Here is a 25,345-nt window from a genome sequence, read left to right on the forward strand (position 1 = left end):
CCCGGCCGGCTCTGACATTCGAGGAGAGTCCCATGAGCCTGCTCAACGCCTGGTTCAACGCCTTCCTGCGCAGCCGTCGCGCAGGCAACCTGTTCCGCCGCCGCGCGATGCCCGAAGCCGGCTTCGGCCCGGGCAGCGCCGAGGCCGCGCCGTTCGCGCTCACCACCGGCCTGGTCACCCTTGCCCAGCAGGATGAAGCCCAGCTGCTGGCCACGCTGGAATCGCATGCCGATGGCCTCAGCCCGCATGAGGCCGAGGAGCGGCTGGCCACGCTCGGCCCCAACGAGGTCGATCATGAAAAGCCGCTGCCGTGGTGGCGGCACCTGTGGCAGTGCTACCGCAACCCGTTCAACCTGCTGCTGACCGTACTGGCGGCGGTGTCCTGGCTGACCGAGGACATCAAGGCCACGATCGTGATCGGCGCGATGGTGCTGCTGTCCACGCTGATCCGCTTCGTGCAGGAAGGCCGCTCCAACCGTGCCGCCGAGCGGCTGAAGGCACTGGTCGGCAATACCGCACGCGTGCTGCGCCGCAATCCGGGTACCGAAGCCGCCGATGTGGCCGACCAGTACTTCGGTGCGCACCTGCACAGCCGTCGCCCGGCCCGCCTGCTGGACCTGCCGATCCGCGAGCTGGTGCCCGGTGACCACATCGTGCTGTCGGCCGGCGACATGATTCCGGCCGATTGCCGCGTGCTGACCGCCAAGGATCTGTTCGTGGCGCAGGCGGCGATGACCGGCGAGTCGCTGCCGGTGGAGAAGTTCGCGCACCCCGGCGATGGCCTGGCCGGCCTGCTGGAGCAGCACAACCTGCTGTTCATGGGCACCAACGTGGTGTCCGGCACCGCGACCGCCGTGGTGCTGGCCACCGGCAACCGCACCTACTTCGGCACCCTGGCCCAGCGCAGCACTGCCACCGACCGCGCGCCCACCGCGTTCCAGGCCGGCGTCAACAGCGTCAGCTGGCTGCTGATCCGCTTCGCGCTGGTGATGGTGCCGTTCGTGCTGCTGATCAACGGCTGGACCAAGGGCGACTGGACCGAGGCGTTCCTGTTTGCACTGTCCGTGGCGGTAGGCCTGACCCCGGAAATGCTGCCGATGATCGTCACCTCCACCCTGGCCAAGGGCGCGGTGCTGCTGTCGCGGCGCAAGGTGATCGTCAAGCGCCTGGATGCGATCCAGAACTTCGGCGCCATGGAAGTGCTGTGCACCGACAAGACCGGCACCCTCACCCAGGACAAGATCGCGCTGGAGCGGCATACCGATGTGTTCGGTCACGATTCGGAGGATGTGCTGAAGTTCGCCTACCTCAACAGCCACTTCCAGACCGGCCTGATCAATCTGCTTGACCGCGCAGTGCTGGAGCATGTCGAGCTGCAGAGTTCGCTGCGGCTGTCGCAGGACTACCACAAGGTGGATGAGATCCCGTTCGACTTCGAGCGCCGCCGCATGTCGGTGGTGGTGTCCGAGCGCGAGGATCACCATGAGCTGATCTGCAAGGGCGCCGTGGAAGAGATGCTGGCGGTGTGCAGCACCGTGCGTGAGAACGGCCAGGACATGCCGCTGGACGAGCGCCGCCTGGCGCGGGTGCGGCAGACCACCGAGGAACTGAACGAACAGGGCCTGCGCGTGGTGGCGGTGGCGATGAAGGAGACGGCGGCCAGCCAGACCGCCTACTCGCAGGCCGACGAATGCGGGTTGACCCTGGTCGGCTACGTGGCCTTCCTGGACCCGCCGAAGGAGTCGGCTGCGCAGGCGCTGCAGGCGCTGGCCGCGCATGGCGTGGAAGTGAAGGTCTTCACCGGCGACAACGAGCTGGTGACCGCCCGCATCTGCGCGCAGGTGGGGCTGGACGCGGACACCATCCTGACCGGCCCGCAGATCGAGCGCATGGATGACGGCGCGCTGTCGCGGGCGCTGCACCACCACCGCGTGTTCGCCCGGCTGACGCCGCTGCACAAGGAGCGGCTGGTGCGCGAGCTGCGCGCACAGGGCAAGGTGGTCGGCTTCCTCGGCGACGGCATCAACGATGCACCGGCGCTGCGCGCGGCCGACATCGGCATCAGCGTGGACAGCGCGGTGGACATCGCCAAGGAGGCCGCCGACATCATCCTGCTGGAAAAGAACCTGATGGTGCTGGAGGAAGGCGTCATCCAGGGCCGGCGCACGTTCAACAACATGCTGAAGTACATCCGCATGACGGCCAGCTCCAACTTCGGCAACGTGTTCTCGGTGCTGGTGGCCTCGGCCTTCCTGCCGTTCCTGCCGATGCTGCCGCTGCAGTTGCTGGTGCAGAACCTGCTGTATGACATCTCGCAGATCGCCATTCCGTTCGACAACGTGGACGAGGAGCTGGTGCGCAAGCCGCTGAAGTGGAACCCGGCGGACATCGGCCGCTTCATGGTGTTCTTCGGGCCGATCAGCTCGATCTTCGACCTGACCTGCTTCGCCTTGATGTGGTACGTGTTCGATGCACGCACGCCGGCCGACCAGGGCCTGTTCCAGTCCGGCTGGTTCGTGGTGGGCCTGCTGACCCAGACCCTGATCGTGCACATGATCCGTACGCCGAAGGTGCCGTTCCTGCAGAGCATCGCCGCACCGCCGCTGCTGGTGATGACCGGCCTGATCATGGCCATCGGCGTGGCCCTGCCGATGAGCCCGCTGGCTGGCTACTTCAAGCTGCAGGCCCTGCCGACCGGCTACTGGCCGTTCCTGGTGGCGATCCTGTTCGGCTATGCGGTGCTGACCACCGCACTGAAGAAGTTCTACATCCGTCGCTACGGCTGGCAGTAAGCGCCCGCCGCCTTGTCCAGGGAGAAACACAATGGACATCAATCCGAACCTGCCGGCGTTCAACGCCGGCGCAACCCTGAGCTCGCTGATCAGCCTGTCGGTGGCATTCGTGCTGGGCACGGCCATCGGCCTGGAACGGCAGCTGCGCCAACGCACCGCCGGCCTGCGTACCAATACGCTGGTGGCGGTCGGTGCGGCGGTGTTCGTGGACCTGGCCGTGCGCTTCCATGACCTGTATGGCGGCCCGCCCTCACCGCTGCATGTAGTGGCCTATGTGATCTCCGGCGTCGGCTTCCTCGGCGCGGGCGCGATCATGAAGGACGGTGCGCAGGTGTCCGGCCTGAACACCGCCGCCACCCTGTGGGGCTCGGCGGCGGTCGGTGCCTGTGCGGGCATCAAGCTGCTGCCGGAGGCGGTGATGGCGGCGATGTTCGTGCTGGCCGCCAACACCCTGCTGCGGCCAGTGGTGAACCGCATCCAGCGGCAGCCGCTGCCGGAGGCGTTCAGCGAGGCGACCTATGCGATCAACGTGGTCTGCCAGCGCGAGCAGCAGGCCGAGGTGCTGGACCAGCTGTTGCTGCTGCTGGAACAGGCGCACTACCCGGTACGCGCGGTGGACCAGCGCCCGTTCGGCGAGCGCGACGTGGAGATTGAAGCGGTGTTGTATGCCACCACCGTCGATGCCGGTGAGCTTGACGCGGTGCTGGCAACGCTGGCGACCACGCCCGGGGTGTTGCAGGGGTTCTGGAACGCCAGCCTTGAGGAATAGCGGCTCGGTAGTGCCGGCCGCTGGCCGGCAACCTCATGGACGCCGGCAACACCGTGCACCGCCTTGGTGGGTGCCGACCTTGGTCGGCACAGACCCCGGTTATGCCGGCCGCTGGCTGGCAACCTCATGATCTCCGGGGAAGTCCTGCAGCTGCCGGCCAGCGGCCGGCACTACCGGGCATCGCGTTGATGCGTGCCGGCATCCACCAAAGGCGGCTTTGCTATCCTTTCCCCCCACGCCAGGGAGCCGTTCCGATGCCATCGCTGTCGCCCCGTCGCCCCCTGGTGCTGCTGGCCCTGATCGTCGTGATGGCGGCGATCTTCCTGATCGACACCGTCACCGACTACGCGGTCGCCGCCGCCTGCTTCTACGCAGCGGTCATCCTCGCCGCATCGCGCATACTGAGCGCGCGCGGGCTGATCACGCTGGCCATCGCCTGCATCGCGCTGACCGGGCTGAGTTTCTTCCTGACCCGCTTCGGCACCTACCGCATCGGCCTGGTCAACTCGGTCATCGGCATGCTGGTGATCGGCATCACCACCTACCTTGCCCTGAACATGGAAGCGGCCAAGGCCGCCGTGCAGGAAGCGCAGGGCCGCCTGCTGCGGGTGGCGCGCGCTTCCACCGTGGGCGAGCTGACCACCTCCATTGCGCATGAAGTGAACCAGCCGCTGGCGGCCATCGCCAGCAGCGCCGAAGCCTGCCAGCGCTGGCTGGCGCAGGACCCACCAAACGTGGACAAGGCACGGCAGACCGTGGCCCGCATCCTGGCCGATGCGCATCGCGCCGGCGACGTGATCGCTCGTATCCGCGGCCTGACCCAGGGCGCGGCACCGGAACGACGCGCCTTCGATCTGAACCAGGCGGTGGAAGAAATGCTGGCATTGTCGCGCAGCGAGCTGGACCAGCACGGCGTGGCCGTGGCGCTGCTGCTGGACGCCGACCTGCCGCCGGTGCAGGCCGATCGCGTGCAGGTGCAGCAGGTGATCGGCAACCTGATCCTCAACGCGGTGGACGCGATGGAAGCTGTGCCCGCCGCCGACCGGCGCCTGTCGCTGCTGACCCGGCGTGACGGCCAGCGGGTCAGTCTCAGTGTGCGTGACCGCGGCGTCGGCCTGCCCGCCGACCATCCCGAGCGGGTGTTCGATGCGTTCTGGACCACCAAGTCACACGGACTGGGCCTTGGGCTCAGCCTGAGCCGTTCGATGATCGAGGCCAACGACGGCCAGATCCGCGCCGAACGACCGGCAGGCGGCGGTGCCTGCTTCGTGTTCGACCTGCCCATCGCCACGGATTCTCCCCATGCGTAAGCCCGCTGCACCTATTGCCGACCCGGCCCCCATCGTCTACGTGATCGACGACGATCCGTCGGTGCGCGCCGCGCTGGAAGACCTGCTGGCCTCGATGGGCCTGCAGGTACGGGCCTTCGCCTCCACCCAGGCGTTCCTCGAACACGAACTGGAAGACGCACCGGCCTGCCTGGTGCTGGACGTGCGCATGCCCGGCCAGAGTGGCCTCGAATTCCATCGCACGATGGGCAGCCACGGCCTGCAGCTGCCGGTGGTGTTCATCACCGGCCACGGCGACATCGCGATGGGCGTCAACGCGATCAAGGACGGTGCCATCGAGTTCCTGACCAAGCCGTTCCGAGACCAGGAGCTGCTGGATGCGATCCACAAGGGCATCGAGATCGACCGCCAGCGCCGTCGCGACGGCGAGGCACTCGATGCCCTGCAGCAGCGCTGGAACACGCTCAATGCCGGCGAGCGCGAAGTGGTCGATGGCGTGGTGCGCGGCCGTCTCAACAAGCAGATCGCCGGCGACCTGGGCGTCAGCGAGATCACCGTGAAGGTGCGCCGCGCGCAGGTGATGCGCAAGATGGGCGCACGCACCCTGGTCGACTTGGTGCGGATGTATGACCGCTTACAGGCCGGCAGCAGTTGAGTGCAACGCCGGCCAGTCCTACTCCGGGTCAGGCAGCGTGTACTGCAGCCGGTAGTCGTGGCGACCGTCGCTGATGGTGATCTCCAAAGTGCCGGTCAGGCCGAGCAGCCCTTCGCTGCCGGAATCGGGCACCACGATCACGCTCAGCTCCGGAACACCGCGGGTCATCACGCCGTTGTGCTGCAGGGTGAATGCACCCTCGCGCCCGGCCAGCGTGGCCGTCACGCGCCCAATCGCCACGTAGCCGGCCGAGCCCTGCACCGGCGTGCGGAAGGCCAGCATCTGGCCGACGCTGCTGCCCCGCAGGTCGCCGGCGAAGGTCTTGTTGATCGACATCACCGCGATCGGGCCGTCGTTGCCACCGATCGGCCGCAGATCCACTTCAAACGTACCGTGTGCTTCGCCCTGCATCCTGCTCTCCCGTCTGATCGGTTGAACGCTGCTACTTCTTCGTTGCCAGCACGATCACCCCGGCCAGCACCAGGCCGATGCCGCTCCACTCCCGCAGGCTCGGCCGTTCGCCCAGCAACAGATAGGCGAGCACGATCACCAGCACCACGCTGAACTTGTCCACCACCGCCACCTTGGCCAGCTCGCCGCTCTGCAATGCGCGGAAGTAGAACAGCCACGACGCGCCAGTGGCCAGCGCGGAAAGCACCAGGAACAGCTGGGTGCGCCCGGGCAGCAGCAACGGATTGGACCATTTGCCGGTGACCACCACCAGCGGCAGGATCACCGCCGCCACCACCAGGGTGCGGATGGCCATGGCCAGGTCCGAGTCGACACCCTTGACGCCCACCTTGGCGAACAGCGCGGTCAGCGCCGCGAACACGGCAGACAGTCCAGCCCAGATCAACCACTGAGGTAGGTTCTGCACGAAGGCCTCGCTTGCCTGCACCGGCATGTGCGCCAACGCTACTCCACCCTGCCATCGGTGGGGCTTCACCTGCCCGTCACCGCCGCTACAATGGGCACGGAATCGCCAGGGGGGCGATCTGCAGGGAATGCACCATGCGTGAACAGGACATCATCCTCGCCCTTGCCGGGCCAGCCGCCCTCGACCGGGCCGCCCTGCCGTGCAGCACTCGGCTGCCGCTCCCCTTCCCCTTCATTTCGCAGCAACCTGCCCGTTCGGCGCGGCAGGTTTCTCATTGCTTGTCCTGACCGGAGCCGTCGAAATGCCCGAGAACACTCTCCTTGCCACGCCGGCCGCTACCGCGCCGATCAAGTACCTCGACCGCGCCATGGCCACGCTGCGCAGCCTGGGCCTGGCCGCCCCCCAGGACAACAACGCACCGGCCATCGCGCTGGTCTCGCAGCTGTCCACCCTCGACCAGGGCCGCGTGGTGGCCATTGCCCGCGTGCTGCAGCAGTCCGGCCATTTCAATGCCGTGATGCGTGATGAAATCAGCTCGGCCAAGGTGTCCGACCGCTATACCGAGATCATCCGCGCCTTCGGCAGCATCCGTGACGACGCCAGCACCATGGTCGAACAGGTGCGCGACGGCAAGATCGACATGGGCGAACGCCTGCAGAACCTGTGGATGAAGGTCACCCGCGGTGACATCCCGAGCCGGTTCGAGAAGATCCGCCGTACGTTCCTGGAGGTCAGCCGCGATTCGGCCGAGTAGCTGCAGCGCGAATCGCGCGTGCTGGAGATGTACGGCGACTTCCGCCTGTCGATCAAGGATGCCGAAATCCAGGCGCATGAGCTGTTGAAGCTGCAGGAGCAGGTGCTGGCCGATGCGCGCGAGGCGCTGAAGCAGGCGCAGCAGCGCGTGGAGTCGGCCGACCCGGCCGCCGATGCCGCCGATACCGGCCGCCTGGTGATGGCCCGCGATGAAGCTCTGCGCAACAACCAGGCGGAGGAGTCGCGCTACCAGCTGGCCAAGGACCTGGCCGAGAACCTGCAGGTGAACTACGCCACCTCCGAGGCGATCATGCTGCGCGTGCACCAGTCGCACGAGGTCAAGCGCCGCGTCAACGAGCGCTCGGTGGTGTTCTTCTCCACCAATGAAACCAGCTTCACCGCCTTGAACCTGGCCTTCACCACGCAGATGGGCCTGCACGAGTCCACGCAGGCGCTCAATGCGATGACCGAGGGCACCTCCAAGGGCCTGGAAGCGGTGGCCAACATCGGTGATGAGGTACTGCACGAGGGCCTGAAGGCAGGCTACGGCGCCACCATCGGCGTCGATTCGGTGCGCAAGCTGGTCGATGCGGTGGTGCGCTTCCAGGAAACATCGCTGCAGGAGATCGAGCAGCTGCGCGGCCAGGCCACCCGTGATTCGGCCGAGATCGCCGAGTATGTCGAACAGGGCAAGCAGCGCTTCGCCGCGCTGCTGCAGGCACCGCCGAGCCCGGAGTCGCGCTGAGGTGAGTGCGACGATGGCCCCTGCCGAGCTGCAGGATGCGCTGCTGACCATGGATGTGGTCGACCAGCTGCGCTACCGCAATGCCGAAATGAAGGCGCTGGCCGACAGCGGCCATGACAGGGCGACGCTGAAGCAGCGCCTGCTTGAGCTGTACCGCTCGCAGGGCATCGAGGTCTCCGACGAGATCCTCGAGGCCGGCATCCAGGCCCAGCGTGAGCAGCGCTACCTCTATGCCGCGCCGCGTGGCTGGAAGGCCTGGCTGGCGCGGCGCTGGATCGATCGGGCCCGGCTGTTGAAGTGGACGCTGCTGGCGGCCTTCCTGCTGCTGGTGCTCGGCATGCTGCTGGTGATGGCGCGCAGCTTCGGTGCGTTCGTGCATGAGAGCAACGTGCAGAAGAACGTGCAGGTGCTGAACGACAAGGTGGCCGCGCAGCAACAGGAGGCTGCCGCAGCGCGCGCCCTTCTGGCCGGGCAGGAACAGGCCCTGCAGGGGCTGCTGCCACGTGCCACGGCCAGCGGCGAGCGCCTGCAGCCACTGACCGAAGGCGCACAGGCCGCGCTGGCCGAAGCACAGCGGCGCTTTGCCGGCGTGCCCGCCGCCATGGCGAACCTGCCCACCCTGATCCACAAGGACAAGCTCACGCGTATCAGCAGCGGCGGCAGCGCCACCGGCGAACAGGCAGCCGCCCAGGTGGAACAGCACCGGCTGGCCGCCGCGCAGCTGCTGGCGCAGGCCAGGGAAACCCTGCCCACACTGACCGAGCGGGTGACCACCCTCGGCCAGGCCATCGATGCCAGCGAACTGCTGGACACCACCAATGCGGCCGCAAAAGCAGCACGCCTCACTCCGGACGCGGAGAAGGTACGGGCACGCGCCTACACCGGCGGCGACGTCGCACTTCGCGCCGGGGACATGGCCGCAGCCGGCCAGGCGGTGACCACCCTGAAGGACCTGATCGGCAGTGCCGACAAACTGGCCGCGCTCAACGAACGGTTGGCCCAGCTCAAGGCCGACGGCCTGGCCACGGGCGTTGCTGGCGAGGACCGCAAACGGCTGGAACGTGCGCTGGACCAGGCCGCCCAGCTGATCCGCGTCGAGACACTGGCCGAGGCCGGACCGGCGATGGACGAGGTCGCCCAGCTGGTGGCGTTGCTGTCGCAGACCCTGGTCTACCGCATCGTCAACCGCGACGATGAGCGCACCGGCGTCTGGCGCTACAACGAAAAGGCCAACGGTGGCCGCAATTACTACCTGGTGACCGAAGCACTGGACGAGGCCGGCAAGGCCACCGAACTGCTGATCCGCAATGAGGAAACCGGCAAGGACGAATGGGCCTCGCTGTTCGCCGTGCGCGTGCCGGAGGCAACCTACAACCGGGTTGCCGCGGACAAGCAGGACAACGGCATCATCGAGGACGACCAGATCGGCAGCAAGCCGCGCGGCAGCCTGTCGCCGCGTTTCCGCATGCCCACCACCGGCGGCTACATCACCGAATGGTGATGGGTAAGGAACTGACATGAGAGATCTGAACGACGCGATTGCCGATGTCGAAACCGATATCGGCCAGGTGCAGGCACAACTGGCCACGCGTGGCGACCAGTGCCGGGAACTGATCAAGGAACAGGAAGCGCTGCACGGCCGGGTCCGCGAGGACTTCAATGCACTGGCCCGCCTGCAGGCCGAGGCGGCCACTGATTCGCCGCCGGTGGTGGCCAGGGACCTGCTGCAACAGTCCAGCGCCGACCTGCAGCGCCGCGATCGCAAAGCGGCGGTGCTGGCCGACGAGCTGCAGGCGCTGCTGGACATCGAACAGTCACTGCAGCAGCGCTCGCAGGAGGCCGTTGCCACACGCGACGCCGCCGGCGGCCAGTGGCAGGCCCTGCAGAAGCAGGTGGACACCACGCTGGAAGCGGAACCCACCTACAGGGTGCTGCAGGACGACCTGCAGCTGGCCGAGGCGCGCGCCGACACAGTGGAGCGCATGGCCGCCTCTGCGCAGTCGGAGCATGACGCCAAGGCCGGCGCCTATCAGGCCGACCCGATCTTCATGTACCTGCACCGTCGCAGCTTCGGCAGCGCGGCCTATCGCGGCTGGCCGCTGGTGCGCACCGTCGATGGCTGGCTGGCCGAGCTGTGCGGCTTCGACCGTGCCCGCCGCGAGTACGCCACGCTGGTCGAGCTTCCGCCCTATCTGCAGGAACATGCCGGACGGGCCCGTGCCGACGTCGAGGCGGCCCGCCAGCCGGTGCAGCAGGCCCGCGACGCCGCACTCGCCCATGCCGGCGGCGACCCGCTGCGCCAGCAGTTGCAGACGGCACAGAGCGCAGTGGCGCAGGCGCTGTTGGCCGAGCAGCTGCATCGGCAGACCGTGGATGCCAAGCAGGCACAGATCGATGGTTTCCGCAGCTGGACCGATGCCGAAGGCGGCGCCCTACTCACCGCGCTGGCGCGCACGCTGTCGGCCAAGAGCATGGACGACCTGTACCGGCGCGTCGCCGCCACCGCCTCCGGCGAGGACGATGCCGTGCTCGAACGTATCCATCGCAGTCGCCTTCGCCTGGGCGAGATCGATGGCATGGTGGGCGAGCACACCCGCGAAATGGCCGTGCTGAAGAAGCGCCTGGACAGCCTGCAGGCTGCGCGCAGGAGCTACCAGGCCGCTGCGGATATCGAGCGCCAGGCGTACGAGGCACCGAGCTACCGGGCCGCCGCCCCGGCCACCGTCGCCGCGTCCTTCTTCAGCACCACCAGCAGCCGAAGCACCACCCGCTCCTCTGGCAGCCTGTTCGACCTGCTTGCGGGTGGATCCAGCAGTTCAAGCTCTCCTTCAAGTTCCAGTTCCAGCTCGAGTTCAAGCTCCAGTTCCAGCGGCAGCAGCTTCCACAGCGGCGGCGGCATCAGCGGTGGTGGTGGCTTCAAGACCGGCGGCGGGTTCTAGCCCTGCACCTGCCGGGTGCGCCGCTTCAGCCGCGTGTCCAGCAGTCCAACGCCCAGCAGCACCAGGCTGGTCAGCCATCCGGCGGCCAGCAGGTGTATCCATGGCAACGCCAGGCCCAGCACCAGCAGCGCGGCGGCGCCCAGCAGATGCGAGCGCGGCGCGTGCCCATAGACCACGCGCTTGTACAGGGCGCTGCCCAGCAGATAGATCAGCGGTCCCGCCACCATCACGGTGGCGTATACCGTGGTGACGGCCGCCGCCGGGTGGTCCATGACCAGATCGTTGCCCACTGCCGTGGCGATGATGCCGGCGATCAGCAGTGCATGCACGTAATGGAAGTTGGCGCCCATCCGTCCGGGGTCTTCGGCGTGGGTGATGGCCTCGGTGGCATCACGGCTGGAGATGCCGAAGTACAGCCACCACATGGCAATCGTGCCAGCGAAGGTGGCAAGGACCGCGGATACCACCTGCAGGCTCCAGTGCTCGACTTCGCTGAGCACGCCCCCGGTGGCCAGCAACGTCTCGCCCAGCGCGACGATCACGAACAGCTGGCAACGTTCGGCCAGGTGACCGCCCTCGATGGTCCAGTCGCGGGTGTGCGAACGCCCCATGCCCGGGAACGCAAATCCGAACATCGGCGAGATGTACTCGCAGGCCACCGCCACCGCCCACAGTGCCAGCCGCAGGTTGCCTTCGGCTGCGGCGCCGGCCAGCCAGAAGCAGGCCGCGACGCTGACCCAGGCCAGCATGCGGCGGAAATTCGGCGCCAACGGATGGTTGCGGCCGACCTCCAGCAGCACGAACGCGGTTCGCCCTACCTGCATCGTGGCGTAGGCGCCGGCGAACATCCATGCGCGATCGGCGAATGCCTCGGGAATGGACGAGGACATCAACAGCGCCAGCAGCATGGTCGCGAACAACAGGCCACGGATGCGCGGCGCCTGAGGGTCGAACCAGTTGCTGACCCAGCAGGCGTACTGCCAGCCGAGCCAGACCGCGAACCACAGCACCAGCGTCTGCAGCACGCCGGCCAGGTCCAGGTGGTGCAGCAGGTGATGGCTGAGCTGGGTGACCGCGAACACGTAGACTAGGTCGAAGAACAGTTCTTCGTAGGTCACGCGGGCATGATGGCCATCACGGTGGCGCAGCGCGGGCAGGCGTAGTCGGGTACTCATGGAACTCCTTCAGCGCGCCAGGCGCCAGTACAGGAAGCCGGCCAGCAGCGCCGGCACGGCGAATACCAGCAGCAGGATCGGCAGCTCCTCGCGCACTGCATAACCGGCCTTGCTGACCCCCACCCACATGTTGGCCACGGCCACCAGCAGCCAGGTGGCGATGAATGCGATCAGCGCCGTGGGCAGCTGCGAGGTGCCCACGCTCCAGAGATGGCCGAACAGCAGGAACACCCCCAGCAGCAGCACGCCTGCGGTGATCACCAGAATCACATGCATCCGTCGATCTCCTTGAATCCCCAGGCAGGCTAGCCCGGGCCGATTCTGCGCTCCAGCCGATGATCGTGGTTTCACTTTCCAGCCGCCACGAACAATCGGCGTCGCCGGCTCCGCATAGCAAACGCGAACGGTTCCCATTAGTATTGCGTCATCGCGCGGGGATGCCCGCCCTGCGCCCGCCCTTCGTCCTTGCTGCCGGTCCGGATGTCCCAGCTGCCTTCACCCCACCCGCCTGCGCTGCCGCTGGTGTCTTCGCTGGTGCGCCACTACGAGGAACTGGTGGATTACCTGCGTCGCCGCTTCCGCTCGCCCGGGCTGGCCCGCGAAGTGGTCCACGATGTCTGCGTACGCCTGCTGGAGCGACCGCCCGTGCACGACGCACGGCAACCGATCGCGCTGCTGCGCCGGATCGCCCACGACGCGGCGGTGGACCGCTGCCGCGCCGAAGACCTGCGCCGGCACTGGGTCGAGCCGCGCGCCGAACTGCCCGAGGGCGCCTGCCCGCGCCCCGGGCCCGAGCAGCAGGCGCAGGGCATGCACGCGCTTGAGCACTTGAGCATCACCATCGAGCGGATGCCCTGCCGGCGCCAGCAGGTTTTCATCCTGCACAAGATCCACGAGCTGCCACAGGCGGAGGTCGCCCAGCGCATGGGCATCGGCCTGAAGGCGGTGGAACGCCACCTGCGCCTGGCAATGGCCAACTGCCGCCTTCACGCGGGGCTGCAATGAGCCGCACGCCCGCCCCTTCCGAACCGCCACCGCCATCCACCTCCACCGAGCAGGTACTGGAGCAGCACCGCGACGCCTTGAAGCAGCGCTTCCCGATGCCGGGCCCTGAAGCACTGCAGCGCCGGCGTAGTGCTGGCCCCACCAAGGCCGCGCTGGCGTTGCTGCTGGTGGCCGCCGGCACCCTGCTGGCGGCCGACCCGGCCTGGCAGATACGCGATTACCAGACCGCCGTCGGCGAACGCCGCAACGTCACCCTGCCCGACGGCAGCCAGGTGCTGCTCGATGCAGGCACCCGCCTGCAGGTGCGCCGCCACCTGCGCTCGCGGCAGGTGCTGCTGGTGCGCGGCCAGGCGCGCTTCGAGGTGCAGCACTCGGCCTGGCGCCGCTTCCAGGTCGATGCCGGTCCGGTGCATGTGCGCAACTACGGCACCGTGTTCGACGTGGACCGCCAGGGTGATCTGAGCGAGGTGACCCTATGGCGCGGCGAGGTGGGCGTGCGCGTCGACGGCAGCGAGGCCGAGCAACGGCTGAAGCCGGGCCAGCGCCTGCTGGCCCAGGCAGGATCGCTGTCGCCCCCCGAAGCGGTCAGCCCGGACCGGGCCGACTGGACCCACGGGCGGCTGCAGTTCGATCGGCTGCCGCTGTCGGAGGTGCTGCGCATCCTGCAGCGCTACCACGACCGCCCGATCGTGCTGGATGACCCGGCGCTGGGCCCGCTGCTGGTCTCGGGCGTGTTCGATGCCGATCGCGCCGAGACCGCCGTGGCACTGCTGCCGGACATCCTGCCGGTGCAGCTGCGGACCGCCGCCGACGGCAGCCTGCACCTGCGCGCCCGCGATTGATCGCCGTTGCAAGGGTGGGTTGCGCGCCCTCCCATCCGGCAGGTGTCTGAACCCCTCCGAAGGACCTCCACATGACCCGCCCCGTTCCGCCTGCCGCACTGCGCCGGTTGGCCCCCACCCTGCTTGCCGCCTGCCTGTGTGCGGCACTGCCCGCCGCCGCTCAGACATCGACACCGGCCGCCGTGGAATTCCACCTGCCCGCAGGCTCCCTGCAGGCCTCGCTCAACGCGCTGGCCCGGCAGAGTGGCATCCAGCTGCTGTTCGCCGCGGAAAGCGTAGGCGGGCGCAATGCACCGGCACTGGACGGCCGCTACACCCCACACGAGGCGCTGCAGCGCCTGCTGGCCGGCCAGGGCCTGGCACTGCAGGAACTCTCGCCGGGCGTCTTCGTGCTGAGCGTGGCGGCCACTGCACCGGCGCCGGCCAAGGCCACCCCGCCTGCGCGCCCCGCGCCGCAGGCCGCAGCCACCTCACTGGCCCGCGTCACGGTATCGGCGTCCACCGCACGCATGCCGCAGGGCGAGACCGCCATGCCCAACACCATCACCGTGCTGACCCGCGAGGACATCGCCCAGCAGCTGGCGCTGGGCTCGGATGTCTCGCGCGTACTCTCGTCACAGATCCCGGCGTTTGCGCCTGCCCGCGAGAAGATGTCCAACTACGGCGAAACCATGCGCGGCCGCGGCATCCTGTACATGGTGGACGGCGTGCCGCAGTCCACACCGCTGCGCGATGGCTCGCGTGACTCGCACACCATCGATGCGGCGATGATCGAACGCATCGAAGTCATCCACGGTGCCAACGCCCTGCAGGGCATCGGCGGTACCGGCGGCATCGTCAACATCATCACCCGCAGTGCGCCCAGCGAACCCGGGGCGTTCCTGTTCGACACCAACCTCAGCTACAGCAGCGCGCTGCCCCGCCGCCACGACGACAACGGCCAGCGCGCGTCGGCACTGGTGGGCATGCGTGGCGAGCAGTTCGACCTGGTGGCCGGCCTGGCCTACGAGCGCCAGGGCCTGTTCCATGACGGCGAGGGGCGCTCGATCGGCACCAACGCGCAGGGCGAACTGATGGATTCGACCTCGTCGAACGTGTTCGCCAAGCTCGGCTGGAACATTGCCGAGGGCCACCGCCTGCAGCTGATGGCCAATCGCTACGAGCTACGCGGGCTGGACAACTACCTGGCGGTGAACGGTGACTACCGCACCGGTCGCCCGACACTTTCGGTGCCCGGCGATACCCCTCTGGACCCGCCGATGAACCGCTCGCGCTCGCTGACCATGGACTACAGCGCCGCCGATCTGTTGGGTGGCCGCTTCCAGGCCCAGGCCTTCGCGGTGGACTTCGAAGGCCGTTACGGCGCCAGCCAGTGGGACCCGTGGGGCAACACCGGCGCCAATGCCGCCTGGGACCAGACCCAGAACGAATCGGACAAGCGTGGCTTCAAGCTCACCCAGAGCTGGAGCCGCATCGCCGGCACCACGCTGGACGTGACCCTGGGCCTGGACGGCCTGCGTGACCGCACCCACCAGGTCCTGCTGGCCAGCGGCATGAACTGGGTGCCATTGACCACCTACCAGAGCCTGTCGCCGCTGCTGCAGCTGCACTGGTGGCCGACCGACCACCTGATGCTGTCCGGCGGCCTGCGCTACGAAAAGGGCGAACTGGAAGTAGGCGACTACACCACCCTGCCCCGCTATGGCGCGCGCAAGGTGGCCGGCGGCAAGCCGACCATGAGCGAGACCCTGCCCAACTTCGGCGCGGTCTGGTACATCAACGATCGCCTCAATGCCTATGCCTCGTACTCGGAGGGTTACACCGTGGCCGATGTCGGCCGTGTGCTGCGCGCGATCAACCGGGACGGCCAGCGCGTGGAAAGCCTGGTGGACCTGTCACCGGTGGTGTCGGACAACCGCGAGATCGGCCTGGAGTACGACGATGGACGCTTCAGCGGCGATATCGCGTACTACACCTCTGAATCGAAGCTCGGCTCGGTGCTGGTCTACGACGCAGGCATCGATGCCTACAACGTGCAGCGCCAGGCCACCCGCGTGGAGGGTTTCGAGAGCAACCTGCGGCTGCGGCTGGGCGGGAGTCGCCTTGGCCTGGGCTATGCGCGCGCCAACGGCCGCTACGATGCCAACGTCGATGGCCAGCTGGACAGCGACCTGGCCGGCGTCAACATCGCACCGAACCGACTGACCGCGTTCTGGGAACAGAACTGGACGCCGCAGCTGAGCACCCGCCTGCAGGCCAGCCATGCCTTCGACCGCGACTTCGACCTGCAGGGGGCACGCGTGGCCGAGTTCAAGGGCTACACCACCGTAGACCTGGTCGCGCGCTATGCGCTGGACAAACACGCCTTCACGCTGGGCGTGCAGAACCTCGCCAACAAGCAGTACATCAGCTACTACTCGCAGACCACGCCGTCGAACCCGAGCTACTTCTCCGGGCGCGGCCGGGTGCTGACGCTGGGGTGGCAGTACCGGTACTGAACCTGCACGGGGCCCGGGGCGATGTTGCCCCGGGCCCAGGCCACACGCCCCGGATCAGGCGGCGTAGCGCCGCTCACCCTGCAGCCAGGTTTCCATCACCTTCAGGTCGATGATCCTCGCCGGATCGATCGTGAGCGGATCGCGGTCGAGGATGACCATGTCAGCGTATTTGCCGTGCTCCAGGCTGCCGACGATGTCGTCCACCCGGCACTGCCATGCCGCATCGATGGTCACTGCGCGCAGCGCCTGCTCGACACTGATGCACTCTTCCGGGTTCAACACTTCGCCGCCATCACGCATGCGCCGGTTCACCGCGTTGTCGATGTAGCGCAACGGTTCGATGGTGGTGACGTTGAAATCGGAGTGCAGCGAAATGCGCAGACCGCCCGCCAGCGCCGACCGGCAGGGATCGTAGAGATCAGCGCGCTGCGGGCCGAGGATGTTGTCCCGGAAGGCTTTCCCCCAGTAGTACACGTGCCCGATCAGGAACGAAGGCGAAACCTTCAGATAGCCCAGGCGGACGATCTGCTCAGGATGCAGCACGCTGCAGTGCTCGATGCGATGGCGATGATCGGCGCGCGGGGTCTTTGCAAGCACCGCCTGATAGACGTTCAGCGTGGTGTCGATTGCCGCATCACCATTCGCATGGATTCCCACCTGCCAACCGAGGTCGTGCGCGCGCTGCACCCCGGCTATCAACTCGGCTTCGGTGTAGTTCAATGCGCCTCGCTTGTCCGAACCCAGATAATTCTCGCGCTGATAGCCCGTCTGCGCCTGGTTGGAGCCATCGGACCAGAACTTGATACCGGTCAGGCGGAATCGATCATTGCCATCGCCGGGCCTGAGGCCGCGCTTGATCCAGTCGTCCATCAGATCGGAGGTGAGGAATCCCGAGTAGCGGATGGGAGGATTCTTCGCCATCACTCCATTGAGCACGTCCAGGTCCGTCGTGCCGCCGGTGCCAATACCTGCGTCATGCAGGCTGGTGCAGCCCGCCTTGGTCGCGTCCGCGAACAACTGCTGGATCAGCTCGGCATAGCGTTCCGGGCTGGGCATCGGCATTGCCGCCATGAACGGTTTCATCGCAGGAGATTCCTGCATGCGCCCCGTGAGCTTCCCGTCCGCTCGATCGTAGCGCCCCTGGTCGGGATCGGGCGTTGCATCGGTGACACCGGCTGCAGCGAATCCTTTCGTATTGCTGTAGGCGATGTGCCCATTGGACTCCAGCACGAACACCGGATTATGGGCCGCCACATCGTCCAGCGCCTGCATCGTGATGGCCTTGCCGGGCATCAGCGAGGGGTCGATACCCTGCGCGACCACCCATTCGCCGGGCTTGCTCGCACTCGCTGCAGCACCGATCTTCGACAGCGCCTCGGCCAGCGTGCCGGTACTGAACGGTGTCACGTCCACCCAGTCGGACAGCATCGCCATCGCCGAGTGCATATGCGGGTCGATGAAGCCTGGCAGCAGCGCCCTGCCGCGCAGGTCGACCACATCGGTCTGGCGCCCCCGATGCAGCATGACTTCCTCGTGGCTGCCCGTGGCCAGGATCCGCCCCTGGCGAACCGCGACCGCCTGCACCTTGCCCTTGGGCCCGAGCGTATGGATCGGACCGCCATGGAAAATCCGATCCGCCGGCCCTGCCAGGTTCGGCGCAGGCGTAGCGGAGAACGCCGCCAGCGGTACGGCCGCCCCGGCCAGCACCGCCGCCCCCAACCCGACCATCCCGCCCAGAAACTCGCGACGTGCCTGCAGGAATGCTGCGGCCCCTGGATTGCACACAATGCACATGCGCCTGCTCCTTCCTTGTGGTCGCTGCAGGCTACCCCGTGCAATGCGAACACGTTGCGAACTGCATCGCCCTTTCACGGCAGTTGTCGCGCCAGTATTCCGGCACCCGCAACCCGGGCTCATGGCAGGCATGAGGAATGATCGAAACGGCATCGGAAAGCACCGTGCTAGCCTCGACCCACCTTCCCGATACCCCTTTCACATGCGCCCGCACATGCTCGCCCTCATGCTCGCCGCAGTACTTCCGATCACCCACGCCAGCGCTGCCGAAGCACCCCTGCCGCAGCTACGGGCCTACACCGTGGACGCCTCGTGGCTGCAGCCGATGGCGCCGCTGCAGATCGCCGACCACACGTGGCAGATCGGCACGCAGGACCTGACCGCGCTACTGGTGCAGACCGCCGACGGCGCGGTGCTGCTCGACGGCGGCATGCCGCAGATGGCCAGCCACCTGCTGGACAACATGAAGGCGCGCGGCGTGACGCCTCAGGATCTGCGGCTGATCCTGCTCAGCCACGCGCATGCCGACCATGCAGGCCCGGTGGCGGAACTGAAGCGCCGTACCGGTGCGAAGGTGGCGGCCAACGCCGAATCAGCGGTGCTGCTGGCGCGCGGCGGCAGCAACGACCTGCACTTTGGCGACGGCATCACCTTTCCACCGGCCAGCACCGACCGCATCATCATGGATGGCGAGGTGGTGACAGTGGGCGGCATCGCGTTCACCGCGCACTTCATGCCGGGGCACACCCCCGGCAGCACCGCCTGGACCTGGGCCGATACCCGCGATGGCAAGCCGGTGCGCATCGCCTATGCCGACAGCCTGAGTGCACCGGGTTACAAGCTGCAGGAGAACGCCCGCTATCCACGCCTGGTCGAGGACTACCGACGCAGCTTCACCACGGTGCGCGGCCTTCCCTGCGACCTGTTGCTGACCCCGCACCCGGGCGCCAGCAATTGGGACTACGCCGCGGGTGCCAAGGCCGGTGCCAAGGCACTGACCTGCAAGGCCTACGCGGATGCGGCCGAACAGAAGTTCGACGCACAGCTGGCCAAGGAAATCGCCGGGGCCCGCTGATTCTGTAGCGTCGAGCCATGCTCGACGCTACAGAGAGCAAGCCGAGCGTAGGCTCGGCTCTACATGGGGCGCACCGAAGGGTGCCGGTCAGGACGACCGGCACCCACGGCCTGTCAGCCGCCCTGGCCGTGCTGGGCGAACGGCTCGGTGCTGCCATCGGTGCGCACCAGCTCAACGGTATACGGCTGCACGTAGCCATCCGGCATTTCCATGCCCGGCGAGCCGGCCGGCATGCCGGGCAGCACCAGCCCGCGCGCGGCCGGGCTTTCGGCCAGCAGGCGCTTGATGTCTTCGGCCGGGATATGGCCTTCGACCACATAGCCGCCGATCTCGGCGGTATGGCAGGACGCCTTGCCGACCGGCACGCCCAGACGAACCTTGACCGGGTTCATGTCATCGGTATCGCGCACATCCACCTGGAAGCCTTCGGCCTTCAGGTGGTCGACCCAGATGCCGCAGCAGCCACAGCTGGCGGTCTTGTGCACGATGGCGATCGGCAGCGCCGGGTCCGCCTGCGACGGGCTGGCCTTGATCGGTGCCGCCGGGGCTTCGCTGGCGACCGGCGCAGCAGGCGATTCTTCAGCAGCACGCGCGCAGGCGGTGGTGGCCAGCACGGTGCCCAGCAGCAGGCCGAGGGAGAGAGAACGGTTCATGGTGTTGATTCCTTTGCAGATGCGGGCAATGCGGCCCGCTGCCCGCGCATCGAAGGCGCAGACAAGGTCGTAAGTAAGACGAGCAACTACGGCAGGCGCTTGAGGCCTGCAGGGAATCAACCGATGGGCGGCCGCAACGGGTCCGGCATTGGCGGCGATGCGCGTTGCTGGGCGCTGGCTGGCAAAGGCGCCTCACGCCAGGGCGACGCCGGCATTCCGCTCAGAGAGGCCAGCATGCCGAGACAGGCCGGGGGGCATTCGCACTCACCACTCTGGCAGACCGTTGATGCCGCCTCGTCGCAGCATCCGGGCATGGCAGCGGATTGCGGTGCGGCGCAGTGATCCGCATCGGCGGCCATGGTGTACGGCGATGAGGCAAGCGCCAGCGCCGGTGCGTTCAGCACCAGGGCAACAAGCAACATCCATCGCAGCAGCAGGCCAGGCAGGTTCACCCGTTGATGATAGCCGATGCGCGTGTCACGCAATCGCCGCCGCCATTGCACTCATCCGCACCGGGATCGACTTGGCCGCGGGCGTGCCGCTGATCCGGTTGTAGTAGCCCAGCGGCAACAACGGGTTCAGTTCGGGGTAGTAGCCGGCCAGCGCGCCGCGCGGCATCGGGTAGTCCAGTACGGTCAGGCCCTCGATGCGCCGCTGCACGCCATCGCCACTGATCGTCTCCAGGCTGACCAGCGCTTCCTTCTCCAGCCCGCGCGCCAGCCGGTCCTCGATGTTCATGAACAGCACCATACGATCGTTGTACACGCCGCGATAGCGGTCGTTGTAGCTGTAGATGGTGGTGTTGTACTGATCGTGCGAGCGCACCGTGGCCAGCCGCAGCATGTCCGGGTCGTGCACCGGATCGTCCACGTCCAGACCGGACATCACCAGGATGTTGGCCTTGCCGTTCGGCGTAGGCCACACGCGGCGACGCGGTGGAATGTCCAGATGGAAGCCGTGCGGCTGCTGGATGCGCTCGTTGAAGCCGGTGTAGATCTCCGGGTACACGGCAGCGATCAGTTCGCGGATGGGTGTGTAGTCATGCATGCACCCGGCCCAGTCGACCCTGCTGTGCGGCAGCGTGGCCATCGCCATGCGGCAGACGATTTCGACCTCGGGCAATACCTCCGCACTGACCGGTTCCAGCACACCGCGCGAGGCGGTGACGTTCGACATCGCGTCTTCGATGGTGACGAACTGCTCGCCGGCCGGCGTAATGATGCGCTCCGAGCGCGCCACCACCGGCAGGATCAGCGCATCGCGGCCGTGCACCAGATGGCCGCGGTTGAGCTTGGTGGCGATGCCGACCGTCAGCTCCAGGCCGCGCATCGCCTCGTACGCGCGCGGCGTGTCGGGCACCGCATGGATGAAGTTGCCGCCGAGGCCGATGAACACCTTGGCACTGCCATCCAGCATCGCTTCGATCGACTCGACCACGTGATGGCCGTGCTCGCGCGGCGGATCGAAGCCGAACACCTGCTGCACGCGGTCCAGGTAGGCCGGTTTGGGCTTCTCGTCGATGCCGACGGTGCGGTCGCCCTGCACATTGGAATGCCCACGGATCGGACCGATGCCAGCGCCGGGCTTGCCGAAGTTGCCGCGCAGCATCAGCAGGTTGGCCACCTGCTGCAGCAGGCGCGAGCCGTACTGGTGCTGGGTCAGGCCCATGCCGTAGCAGATCACGGTGGCCTTGGAACGGATGTAGATCTCCGCGCACCGGCGGATCTGCGCCTGCGAAATGCCGGACACCTGCACGATCTGGTCCCAGTCCTGCGCCAGCACGTCCTCGCGCAGCGCCTCCAGGCCCACGGTGTGTTCGGCCAGGAAGTCGTGGTCGAGCACGCGCTCGCCCTGCGCTTCGCGCTCGAACATCACCTTCATCATGCCCTTGATCAGGGCCAGGTCGCCGCCGATGCGGATGTGCACGAACTCACTGGTGATCTCGGTCGAACCGAACGTGGCCATCTGCACCACGTCCTGCGGTTCGGCGAAACGGATCAGCGCGCGCTCGGGCATCGGATTGACCGCCACGATCGGGATGCCGCGTTTGCGCGCCTCGACCAGGTTGCTCATCATCCGCGGCGAATTGGTGCCGGTGTTCTGGCCGATCACGAAGATCGCCTCGGCATGCTCGAAATCCTGCAGCACTATGGTGCCCTTGCCCACCCCGATGGCCGGCGGCAGGCCGCGACTGGTCGGCTCGTGGCACATGTTCGAGCAGTCCGGGAAATTGTTGGTGCCGAACTCGCGCACGAAGATCGAATACAGGAACGCGGCTTCGTTGGGCGTGCGCCCGGAGGTGTAGAACTCGGCCTGGTGCGGGCTGTCCAGCGCCTGCAGGTGGCGGCCGATCAGCGCGAAGGCCTCGTCCCAGCTGCACGGCACGTAATGGTCGGTCGCCGCGTCGTAGCGCATCGGCTCGGTCAGCCGGCCCTGCATCTCCAGCCAGTAATCGGTCTGCGCCATCAGTTCGGTGACGGTGTGCTGGGCGAACAGCTCACGACCGGCGCGGAACTGGGTGGCTTCCCAGGCCAGCGCCTTGGCGCCGTTCTCACAGAACTCCAGCTTCTTTCGTTCGTCAGCATCAGGGAACGCGCAGCTCGGGCACTTGAAGCCGCCGGGCTGGTTCATCGCCAGCAACGCCTTCGACCCCTTGCCGATCACGCTCTGCTGCAGCAGCACCTTGGCGGTCGCGCCGGCGGCACCCCAGCCACCGGCGGGCTGGTTGTAGGGCTTGTAACGCGGCGGCTTCTGCTCGGACATGTTCGGGAACCTGGCGGGAGGAACGCAGCAACGAACGGCACAATGCGGTCCGGCGGTACATTCAGTAGCACGACCAGCCGCTCAGTCAAGCACGGCCCACGGCGCTTCGCCAGAGGGGACAGGCTGTTTTCAGCACACCCTGCCATGGCAACGGTTACAGCCGCGTCTGCGAGCGACCACTGCGCTATTCTCGAAACCGCAGGCGGTGGCCCGCCCGCGTTTCTCCCTTGTCCGGACGCGTTGCATGCCTGATTCGATCCCGCCGCATACCCCGCCTGCCGGCACCGCGCAACGCCCGTTGCAGCGCTGGCGCAACGAGGGGCACCAGCAGCAGGTCGACGTGGTGGCCGAAGAGGTGCCGGTGGCGCTGCGCTACAACGGCGCTGCCTTCGCGGTGATGATGGCCACCCCGTGTGACCTGGAAGATTTCGCACTCGGGTTTTCGCTCAGCGAAGGGCTGATCGACACCCCGGCACAGCTGCTGTCGATCGACGTCCGCCCGCAGCTGGAAGGCATCGAACTACAGATGACCGTGGCCGACGAGGCGCCCGGCGCCGACCTGGACCCGGCCAATGGGCGCCTGCTGCCCGGTCGTGGTGGCTGTGGCCTGTGTGGTACGCGCCAGCTGGAAGAAGTGCTGCGCCCGTTGCCGCAGATCCGCGAGCGGCGCAGTTACCCGCCCGCCGCCCTGCAGCGGGCGTTGGCCACCTTGGCGCAGCACCAGCCGATGAATGCGGTGAGCGGTTCGACCCATGCCGCGGCCTGGGCCGATGCCAGCGGCCGGATCGGCTGGGTGCGCGAGGACGTCGGTCGCCACAATGCGCTGGACAAGCTGATCGGCGCACTGCATCACAACGAGCACGCCATCGACGGCGGCCTGCTGGTGATCTCCAGCCGCGCCAGCTACGAAATGGTCAGCAAGGCGGTGCGCGCCGGCGCCAGCGTGCTGGCTGCGGTGTCGGCGCCGACCGCGCTGGCGATCGACCTGGCCCGCAGCGCCGGCCTGTGCCTGGTCGGGTTCGCGCGGGAGAGCGGGTTCAATGTGTATACCCATCCCGAACGGCTTCGGCCGGACGACAGCCACGACAGCTGAGAACGGCCGGGAGCAAGGCGCCCCCGGCCTGATACACCTCAGCGCAGGGCCACCTTCGGGAAGTCCACCGGAACGTCGAACGCGACGTTGACGTAGTTGGTGAACAGGTTGAGCGCCACATGCGCGAGGATCTCCACGATCTGCTCATCATCGAAGCCCGCCGCACGCAGCGCCTGCACGTCGCCGTCGGCGATCTGCGCACGCTCCTCGACCACCTTCAGCGCAAAGTCGAGCGCCGCCGACGTGGCCGGATCGCTGGACTGGCCGATCTGCGCGGCGGCCATCTGCTCGCTGCTGGCGCCGGCCTTGCGGCCCAATGCCGTGTGCGCCGCGAGGCAGTACTCGCAGGCATTGCGGTTGGCGATGGCCACGGCGATCTGCTCGCCCAGCAGCGGCGACAGGCGACCGCCGCCCAGCGCGCCGAACGAACCCCACATGCTCTGCAGGGCGGCCGGCGAGTTGGCCACGGCGCGGAACATGGCCGGGGTGGCGCCGAACGCGGCGTGGACCTGGCCCAGCAGGGCCTGGCGGTCGGCGGTGGTGTTGGCGGCATCGATCAGGGGGACACGGGACATGGTGGATCTCCTTGGGAAAGCGCCCGGGATTGGACGACCCGCTCATCCTAGGTAGACTCAATGGACGCATCAGGCTCAATACGCCTCATATGTTCTCCAACCGTCCATGAGCATGCCCGCCGACAGCTCTCCACCCGACCGCCTATCCTCCCTGCTGGAACGCTTCCGGGTGCAGGCCGCGCTGTTCCACAGCGGTCCGCTATGCGGGCGCCATGCCTTCGAGCCACAGCCTGGTCGTGCGTTCCTGCACATCCTGCGCCGGGGTGAAATGGAGGTCCGCCATCCCGATGGCGATATCGCGCTGCCCCGGTTGAAGATCGACGCACCCAGCCTGCTGCTGTACCCGCAACCGCTGCACCATGTGTTCTTCAATGCGCCGCTGGATGGCCCGGATTTCACCTGCGCAACGCTGGACTTCGATGGCGGCGCGCGCAATCCGATCGTGCAGTCGCTGCCACCGGTGATGGTGGTGCCGCTGGCCGCGATCACCGAACTGGACGACACCCTGCACCTGCTGTTCACCGAGGCCGACCGCCAGCGCTGCGGGTCACGGCTGCTGACCAACCGCCTGTTCGAGGTGGCGCTGATCCAGATCCTGCGCTGGGTGGTCGATCACCCGGATGCCGCTGGCGTCAGCCATGGGCTGATGCGTGGGCTGTCCGACGCGCGGCTGGCACGCACGCTGGTGGCGATGCACCAGGCGCCGCACGACGAATGGTCGCTGCCACGGATGGCCGCGACCGCCGGCATGTCACGCAGCGCGTTCGCGGCCGTGTTCAAGGACGTGATGCAGGCGACGCCGGCCAGCTATCTGCTCGACTGGCGGCTGAGCCTGGCCTGCGCGCAGCTGCGGGCGGGCGTGGCGGTCAAGCAGGTGGCGATCGAGGTGGGGTTTGCCGATACCGCGTCGTTGTCGAAGGCGTTCCGGAAGCGGTTGGGGGCTTCGCCACGGGCGTGGTTGGCAGCGACCGCAGCACAGGTCGGGTAGAGTCGACCGCTGGTCGACTATCGCGCGGAGCGCGGGATTCTGTGGCGTGACCGGAAGGCAGTCGA

23 protein-coding genes are annotated in these 25,345 nt (G+C 67.5%); 14 read left to right on the plus strand and 9 right to left on the minus strand.

Annotated features, from left to right (window positions below; translation table 11 throughout):
* The first annotated feature begins 32 nt into the window (after positions 1-32).
* From mgtA to ACUZUJ_RS11760, 4 genes are all read left to right on the plus strand, one after another.
* On the plus strand, positions 33-2,792 hold the full coding sequence (mgtA, locus tag ACUZUJ_RS11745) for a magnesium-translocating P-type ATPase (RefSeq protein WP_049445011.1): 2,760 nt from the start codon (positions 33-35) through the stop codon (positions 2,790-2,792).
* Between the two features lie 31 nt (positions 2,793-2,823).
* Positions 2,824-3,561: an MgtC/SapB family protein gene (locus tag ACUZUJ_RS11750; protein ID WP_458220041.1), complete on the plus strand. Its 738-nt coding sequence runs from the start codon at positions 2,824-2,826 to the stop codon at positions 3,559-3,561.
* 254 nt (positions 3,562-3,815) lie between these two features.
* Positions 3,816-4,871, plus strand: a complete 1,056-nt coding sequence (locus ACUZUJ_RS11755; protein ID WP_119006326.1) for a sensor histidine kinase — start codon at positions 3,816-3,818, stop codon at positions 4,869-4,871.
* Positions 4,864-5,505 carry a response regulator transcription factor gene (locus tag ACUZUJ_RS11760; protein WP_101765548.1) on the plus strand — a complete coding sequence of 214 codons (642 nt, stop codon included), beginning with the start codon at positions 4,864-4,866 and terminating at the stop codon, positions 5,503-5,505. Before ACUZUJ_RS11755 ends, ACUZUJ_RS11760 begins: the two co-directional genes overlap by 8 nt.
* Before the next feature lie 18 nt (positions 5,506-5,523).
* Here ACUZUJ_RS11760 and ACUZUJ_RS11765 read toward each other — a convergent pair whose 3' ends face one another.
* Both ACUZUJ_RS11765 and ACUZUJ_RS11770 read right to left on the minus strand, forming a co-directional pair.
* Complete coding sequence (locus ACUZUJ_RS11765; protein WP_458220042.1) at positions 5,524-5,916, minus strand: DUF3224 domain-containing protein; 393 nt, start codon at positions 5,914-5,916, stop codon at positions 5,524-5,526.
* Positions 5,917-5,947: 31 nt separating this feature from the next.
* On the minus strand, positions 5,948-6,382 hold the full coding sequence (locus ACUZUJ_RS11770; protein ID WP_049445505.1) for an EamA family transporter: 435 nt from the start codon (positions 6,380-6,382) through the stop codon (positions 5,948-5,950).
* A 301-nt stretch (positions 6,383-6,683) separates the two neighbouring features.
* Here ACUZUJ_RS11770 and ACUZUJ_RS11775 point away from each other — a divergent pair, with 301 nt between their 5' ends.
* The 4 genes from ACUZUJ_RS11775 to ACUZUJ_RS11790 are packed head-to-tail and all read left to right on the plus strand — an operon-like array spanning position 6,684 to position 10,819.
* The gene (locus tag ACUZUJ_RS11775) at positions 6,684-7,136 is read left to right on the plus strand and encodes a hypothetical protein (RefSeq protein WP_458220043.1); all 453 of its coding nucleotides are present in this window, start codon (positions 6,684-6,686) and stop codon (positions 7,134-7,136) included.
* Between the two features lie 18 nt (positions 7,137-7,154).
* Positions 7,155-7,880, plus strand: coding sequence for a hypothetical protein (locus ACUZUJ_RS11780; RefSeq protein ID WP_458220044.1), 726 nt, complete (start codon positions 7,155-7,157; stop codon positions 7,878-7,880).
* Between the two features lie 13 nt (positions 7,881-7,893).
* Positions 7,894-9,381: a DUF6384 family protein gene (locus ACUZUJ_RS11785; RefSeq protein WP_101765550.1), complete on the plus strand. Its 1,488-nt coding sequence runs from the start codon at positions 7,894-7,896 to the stop codon at positions 9,379-9,381.
* A gap of 16 nt (positions 9,382-9,397) precedes the next feature.
* Positions 9,398-10,819, plus strand: coding sequence for a coiled-coil domain-containing protein (locus tag ACUZUJ_RS11790; protein ID WP_458220045.1), 1,422 nt, complete (start codon positions 9,398-9,400; stop codon positions 10,817-10,819).
* Here the strand turns inward: ACUZUJ_RS11790 and ACUZUJ_RS11795 are convergent.
* Together ACUZUJ_RS11795 and ACUZUJ_RS11800 are read right to left on the minus strand one after the other, a co-directional pair.
* Complete coding sequence (locus ACUZUJ_RS11795; protein ID WP_119006329.1) at positions 10,816-11,994, minus strand: low temperature requirement protein A; 1,179 nt, start codon at positions 11,992-11,994, stop codon at positions 10,816-10,818. The two genes, ACUZUJ_RS11790 and ACUZUJ_RS11795, sit on opposite strands and share 4 nt — an antisense overlap.
* 9 nt (positions 11,995-12,003) lie before the next feature.
* Positions 12,004-12,270: a hypothetical protein gene (locus ACUZUJ_RS11800; RefSeq protein WP_014037340.1), complete on the minus strand. Its 267-nt coding sequence runs from the start codon at positions 12,268-12,270 to the stop codon at positions 12,004-12,006.
* A 204-nt stretch (positions 12,271-12,474) separates the two neighbouring features.
* Between ACUZUJ_RS11800 and ACUZUJ_RS11805 the strand changes: the two genes are divergently transcribed.
* The 3 genes from ACUZUJ_RS11805 (at position 12,475) to ACUZUJ_RS11815 (ending at position 16,339) form a co-directional block, all read left to right on the plus strand.
* On the plus strand, positions 12,475-12,999 hold the full coding sequence (locus tag ACUZUJ_RS11805) for an RNA polymerase sigma factor (RefSeq protein ID WP_119006330.1): 525 nt from the start codon (positions 12,475-12,477) through the stop codon (positions 12,997-12,999).
* Positions 12,996-13,841, plus strand: a complete 846-nt coding sequence (locus ACUZUJ_RS11810) for a FecR family protein (RefSeq protein WP_119006331.1) — start codon at positions 12,996-12,998, stop codon at positions 13,839-13,841. The genes ACUZUJ_RS11805 and ACUZUJ_RS11810 overlap by 4 nt, the downstream gene beginning before the upstream one ends.
* Positions 13,842-13,912: 71 nt before the next feature.
* Complete coding sequence (locus tag ACUZUJ_RS11815) at positions 13,913-16,339, plus strand: TonB-dependent receptor (protein ID WP_458220046.1); 2,427 nt, start codon at positions 13,913-13,915, stop codon at positions 16,337-16,339.
* 54 nt (positions 16,340-16,393) lie between these two features.
* Here ACUZUJ_RS11815 and ACUZUJ_RS11820 read toward each other — a convergent pair whose 3' ends face one another.
* The gene (locus tag ACUZUJ_RS11820; RefSeq protein WP_458220047.1) at positions 16,394-18,067 is read right to left on the minus strand and encodes an amidohydrolase; all 1,674 of its coding nucleotides are present in this window, start codon (positions 18,065-18,067) and stop codon (positions 16,394-16,396) included.
* A 268-nt stretch (positions 18,068-18,335) separates the two neighbouring features.
* On the opposite strand from ACUZUJ_RS11820, the gene blaL1 reads away from it, so the two are divergent.
* Positions 18,336-19,208, plus strand: a complete 873-nt coding sequence (blaL1, locus tag ACUZUJ_RS11825) for a L1 family subclass B3 metallo-beta-lactamase (RefSeq protein WP_101765556.1) — start codon at positions 18,336-18,338, stop codon at positions 19,206-19,208.
* Positions 19,209-19,321: 113 nt separating this feature from the next.
* Here the strand turns inward: blaL1 and ACUZUJ_RS11830 are convergent, their stop codons facing one another.
* From ACUZUJ_RS11830 to ACUZUJ_RS11840, 3 genes are all read right to left on the minus strand, one after another.
* Positions 19,322-19,861 (minus strand): DUF411 domain-containing protein, encoded by a 540-nt coding sequence (locus tag ACUZUJ_RS11830; protein WP_101765557.1) that lies wholly within the window; start codon positions 19,859-19,861, stop codon positions 19,322-19,324.
* Between the two features lie 116 nt (positions 19,862-19,977).
* Complete coding sequence (locus ACUZUJ_RS11835; protein ID WP_080347520.1) at positions 19,978-20,313, minus strand: hypothetical protein; 336 nt, start codon at positions 20,311-20,313, stop codon at positions 19,978-19,980.
* Positions 20,314-20,338: 25 nt separating this feature from the next.
* Entirely contained in the window at positions 20,339-22,624 is a 2,286-nt protein-coding gene (locus ACUZUJ_RS11840) for an FdhF/YdeP family oxidoreductase (protein WP_510468042.1), read from the minus strand.
* Positions 22,625-22,868: 244 nt separating this feature from the next.
* Here ACUZUJ_RS11840 and fdhD point away from each other — a divergent pair, with 244 nt between their 5' ends.
* The gene (gene fdhD / locus ACUZUJ_RS11845) at positions 22,869-23,717 is read left to right on the plus strand and encodes a formate dehydrogenase accessory sulfurtransferase FdhD (RefSeq protein ID WP_049444984.1); all 849 of its coding nucleotides are present in this window, start codon (positions 22,869-22,871) and stop codon (positions 23,715-23,717) included.
* Positions 23,718-23,755: 38 nt separating this feature from the next.
* Here fdhD and ACUZUJ_RS11850 read toward each other — a convergent pair whose 3' ends face one another.
* Positions 23,756-24,292, minus strand: a complete 537-nt coding sequence (locus ACUZUJ_RS11850) for a carboxymuconolactone decarboxylase family protein (protein WP_049444982.1) — start codon at positions 24,290-24,292, stop codon at positions 23,756-23,758.
* A 106-nt stretch (positions 24,293-24,398) separates the two neighbouring features.
* Here ACUZUJ_RS11850 and ACUZUJ_RS11855 point away from each other — a divergent pair, with 106 nt between their 5' ends.
* On the plus strand, positions 24,399-25,280 hold the full coding sequence (locus ACUZUJ_RS11855; RefSeq protein WP_458220048.1) for an AraC family transcriptional regulator: 882 nt from the start codon (positions 24,399-24,401) through the stop codon (positions 25,278-25,280).
* The last annotated feature ends 65 nt before the right edge of the window (positions 25,281-25,345 follow it).

The organism is Stenotrophomonas sp. S4, from assembly GCF_054187805.2.

Excerpts from the sequence above, each read along its gene's own strand:
- ACUZUJ_RS11765 (WP_458220042.1), bottom strand. The coding sequence starts at position 5,916 with ATGCAGGGCGAAGCACACGGTACGTTTGAAGTGGATCTGCGGCCGATC.
- ACUZUJ_RS11750 (WP_458220041.1), top strand. The coding sequence starts at position 2,824 with ATGGACATCAATCCGAACCTGCCGGCGTTCAACGCCGGCGCAACCCTG.
- ACUZUJ_RS11815 (WP_458220046.1), top strand. The coding sequence starts at position 13,913 with ATGACCCGCCCCGTTCCGCCTGCCGCACTGCGCCGGTTGGCCCCCACC.
- ACUZUJ_RS11855 (WP_458220048.1), top strand. The coding sequence starts at position 24,399 with ATGAGCATGCCCGCCGACAGCTCTCCACCCGACCGCCTATCCTCCCTG.
- ACUZUJ_RS11830 (WP_101765557.1), bottom strand. The coding sequence starts at position 19,861 with ATGAACCGTTCTCTCTCCCTCGGCCTGCTGCTGGGCACCGTGCTGGCC.
- ACUZUJ_RS11795 (WP_119006329.1), bottom strand. The coding sequence starts at position 11,994 with ATGAGTACCCGACTACGCCTGCCCGCGCTGCGCCACCGTGATGGCCAT.
- mgtA (WP_049445011.1), top strand. The coding sequence starts at position 33 with ATGAGCCTGCTCAACGCCTGGTTCAACGCCTTCCTGCGCAGCCGTCGC.
- ACUZUJ_RS11775 (WP_458220043.1), top strand. The coding sequence starts at position 6,684 with ATGCCCGAGAACACTCTCCTTGCCACGCCGGCCGCTACCGCGCCGATC.
- fdhD (WP_049444984.1), top strand. The coding sequence starts at position 22,869 with ATGCCTGATTCGATCCCGCCGCATACCCCGCCTGCCGGCACCGCGCAA.
- ACUZUJ_RS11840 (WP_510468042.1), bottom strand. The coding sequence starts at position 22,624 with ATGTCCGAGCAGAAGCCGCCGCGTTACAAGCCCTACAACCAGCCCGCC.
- ACUZUJ_RS11810 (WP_119006331.1), top strand. The coding sequence starts at position 12,996 with ATGAGCCGCACGCCCGCCCCTTCCGAACCGCCACCGCCATCCACCTCC.
- ACUZUJ_RS11850 (WP_049444982.1), bottom strand. The coding sequence starts at position 24,292 with ATGTCCCGTGTCCCCCTGATCGATGCCGCCAACACCACCGCCGACCGC.
- ACUZUJ_RS11755 (WP_119006326.1), top strand. The coding sequence starts at position 3,816 with ATGCCATCGCTGTCGCCCCGTCGCCCCCTGGTGCTGCTGGCCCTGATC.
- ACUZUJ_RS11805 (WP_119006330.1), top strand. The coding sequence starts at position 12,475 with ATGTCCCAGCTGCCTTCACCCCACCCGCCTGCGCTGCCGCTGGTGTCT.
- ACUZUJ_RS11790 (WP_458220045.1), top strand. The coding sequence starts at position 9,398 with ATGAGAGATCTGAACGACGCGATTGCCGATGTCGAAACCGATATCGGC.
- ACUZUJ_RS11800 (WP_014037340.1), bottom strand. The coding sequence starts at position 12,270 with ATGCATGTGATTCTGGTGATCACCGCAGGCGTGCTGCTGCTGGGGGTG.
- ACUZUJ_RS11760 (WP_101765548.1), top strand. The coding sequence starts at position 4,864 with ATGCGTAAGCCCGCTGCACCTATTGCCGACCCGGCCCCCATCGTCTAC.
- ACUZUJ_RS11820 (WP_458220047.1), bottom strand. The coding sequence starts at position 18,067 with ATGGTCGGGTTGGGGGCGGCGGTGCTGGCCGGGGCGGCCGTACCGCTG.
- blaL1 (WP_101765556.1), top strand. The coding sequence starts at position 18,336 with ATGCGCCCGCACATGCTCGCCCTCATGCTCGCCGCAGTACTTCCGATC.
- ACUZUJ_RS11785 (WP_101765550.1), top strand. The coding sequence starts at position 7,894 with ATGGCCCCTGCCGAGCTGCAGGATGCGCTGCTGACCATGGATGTGGTC.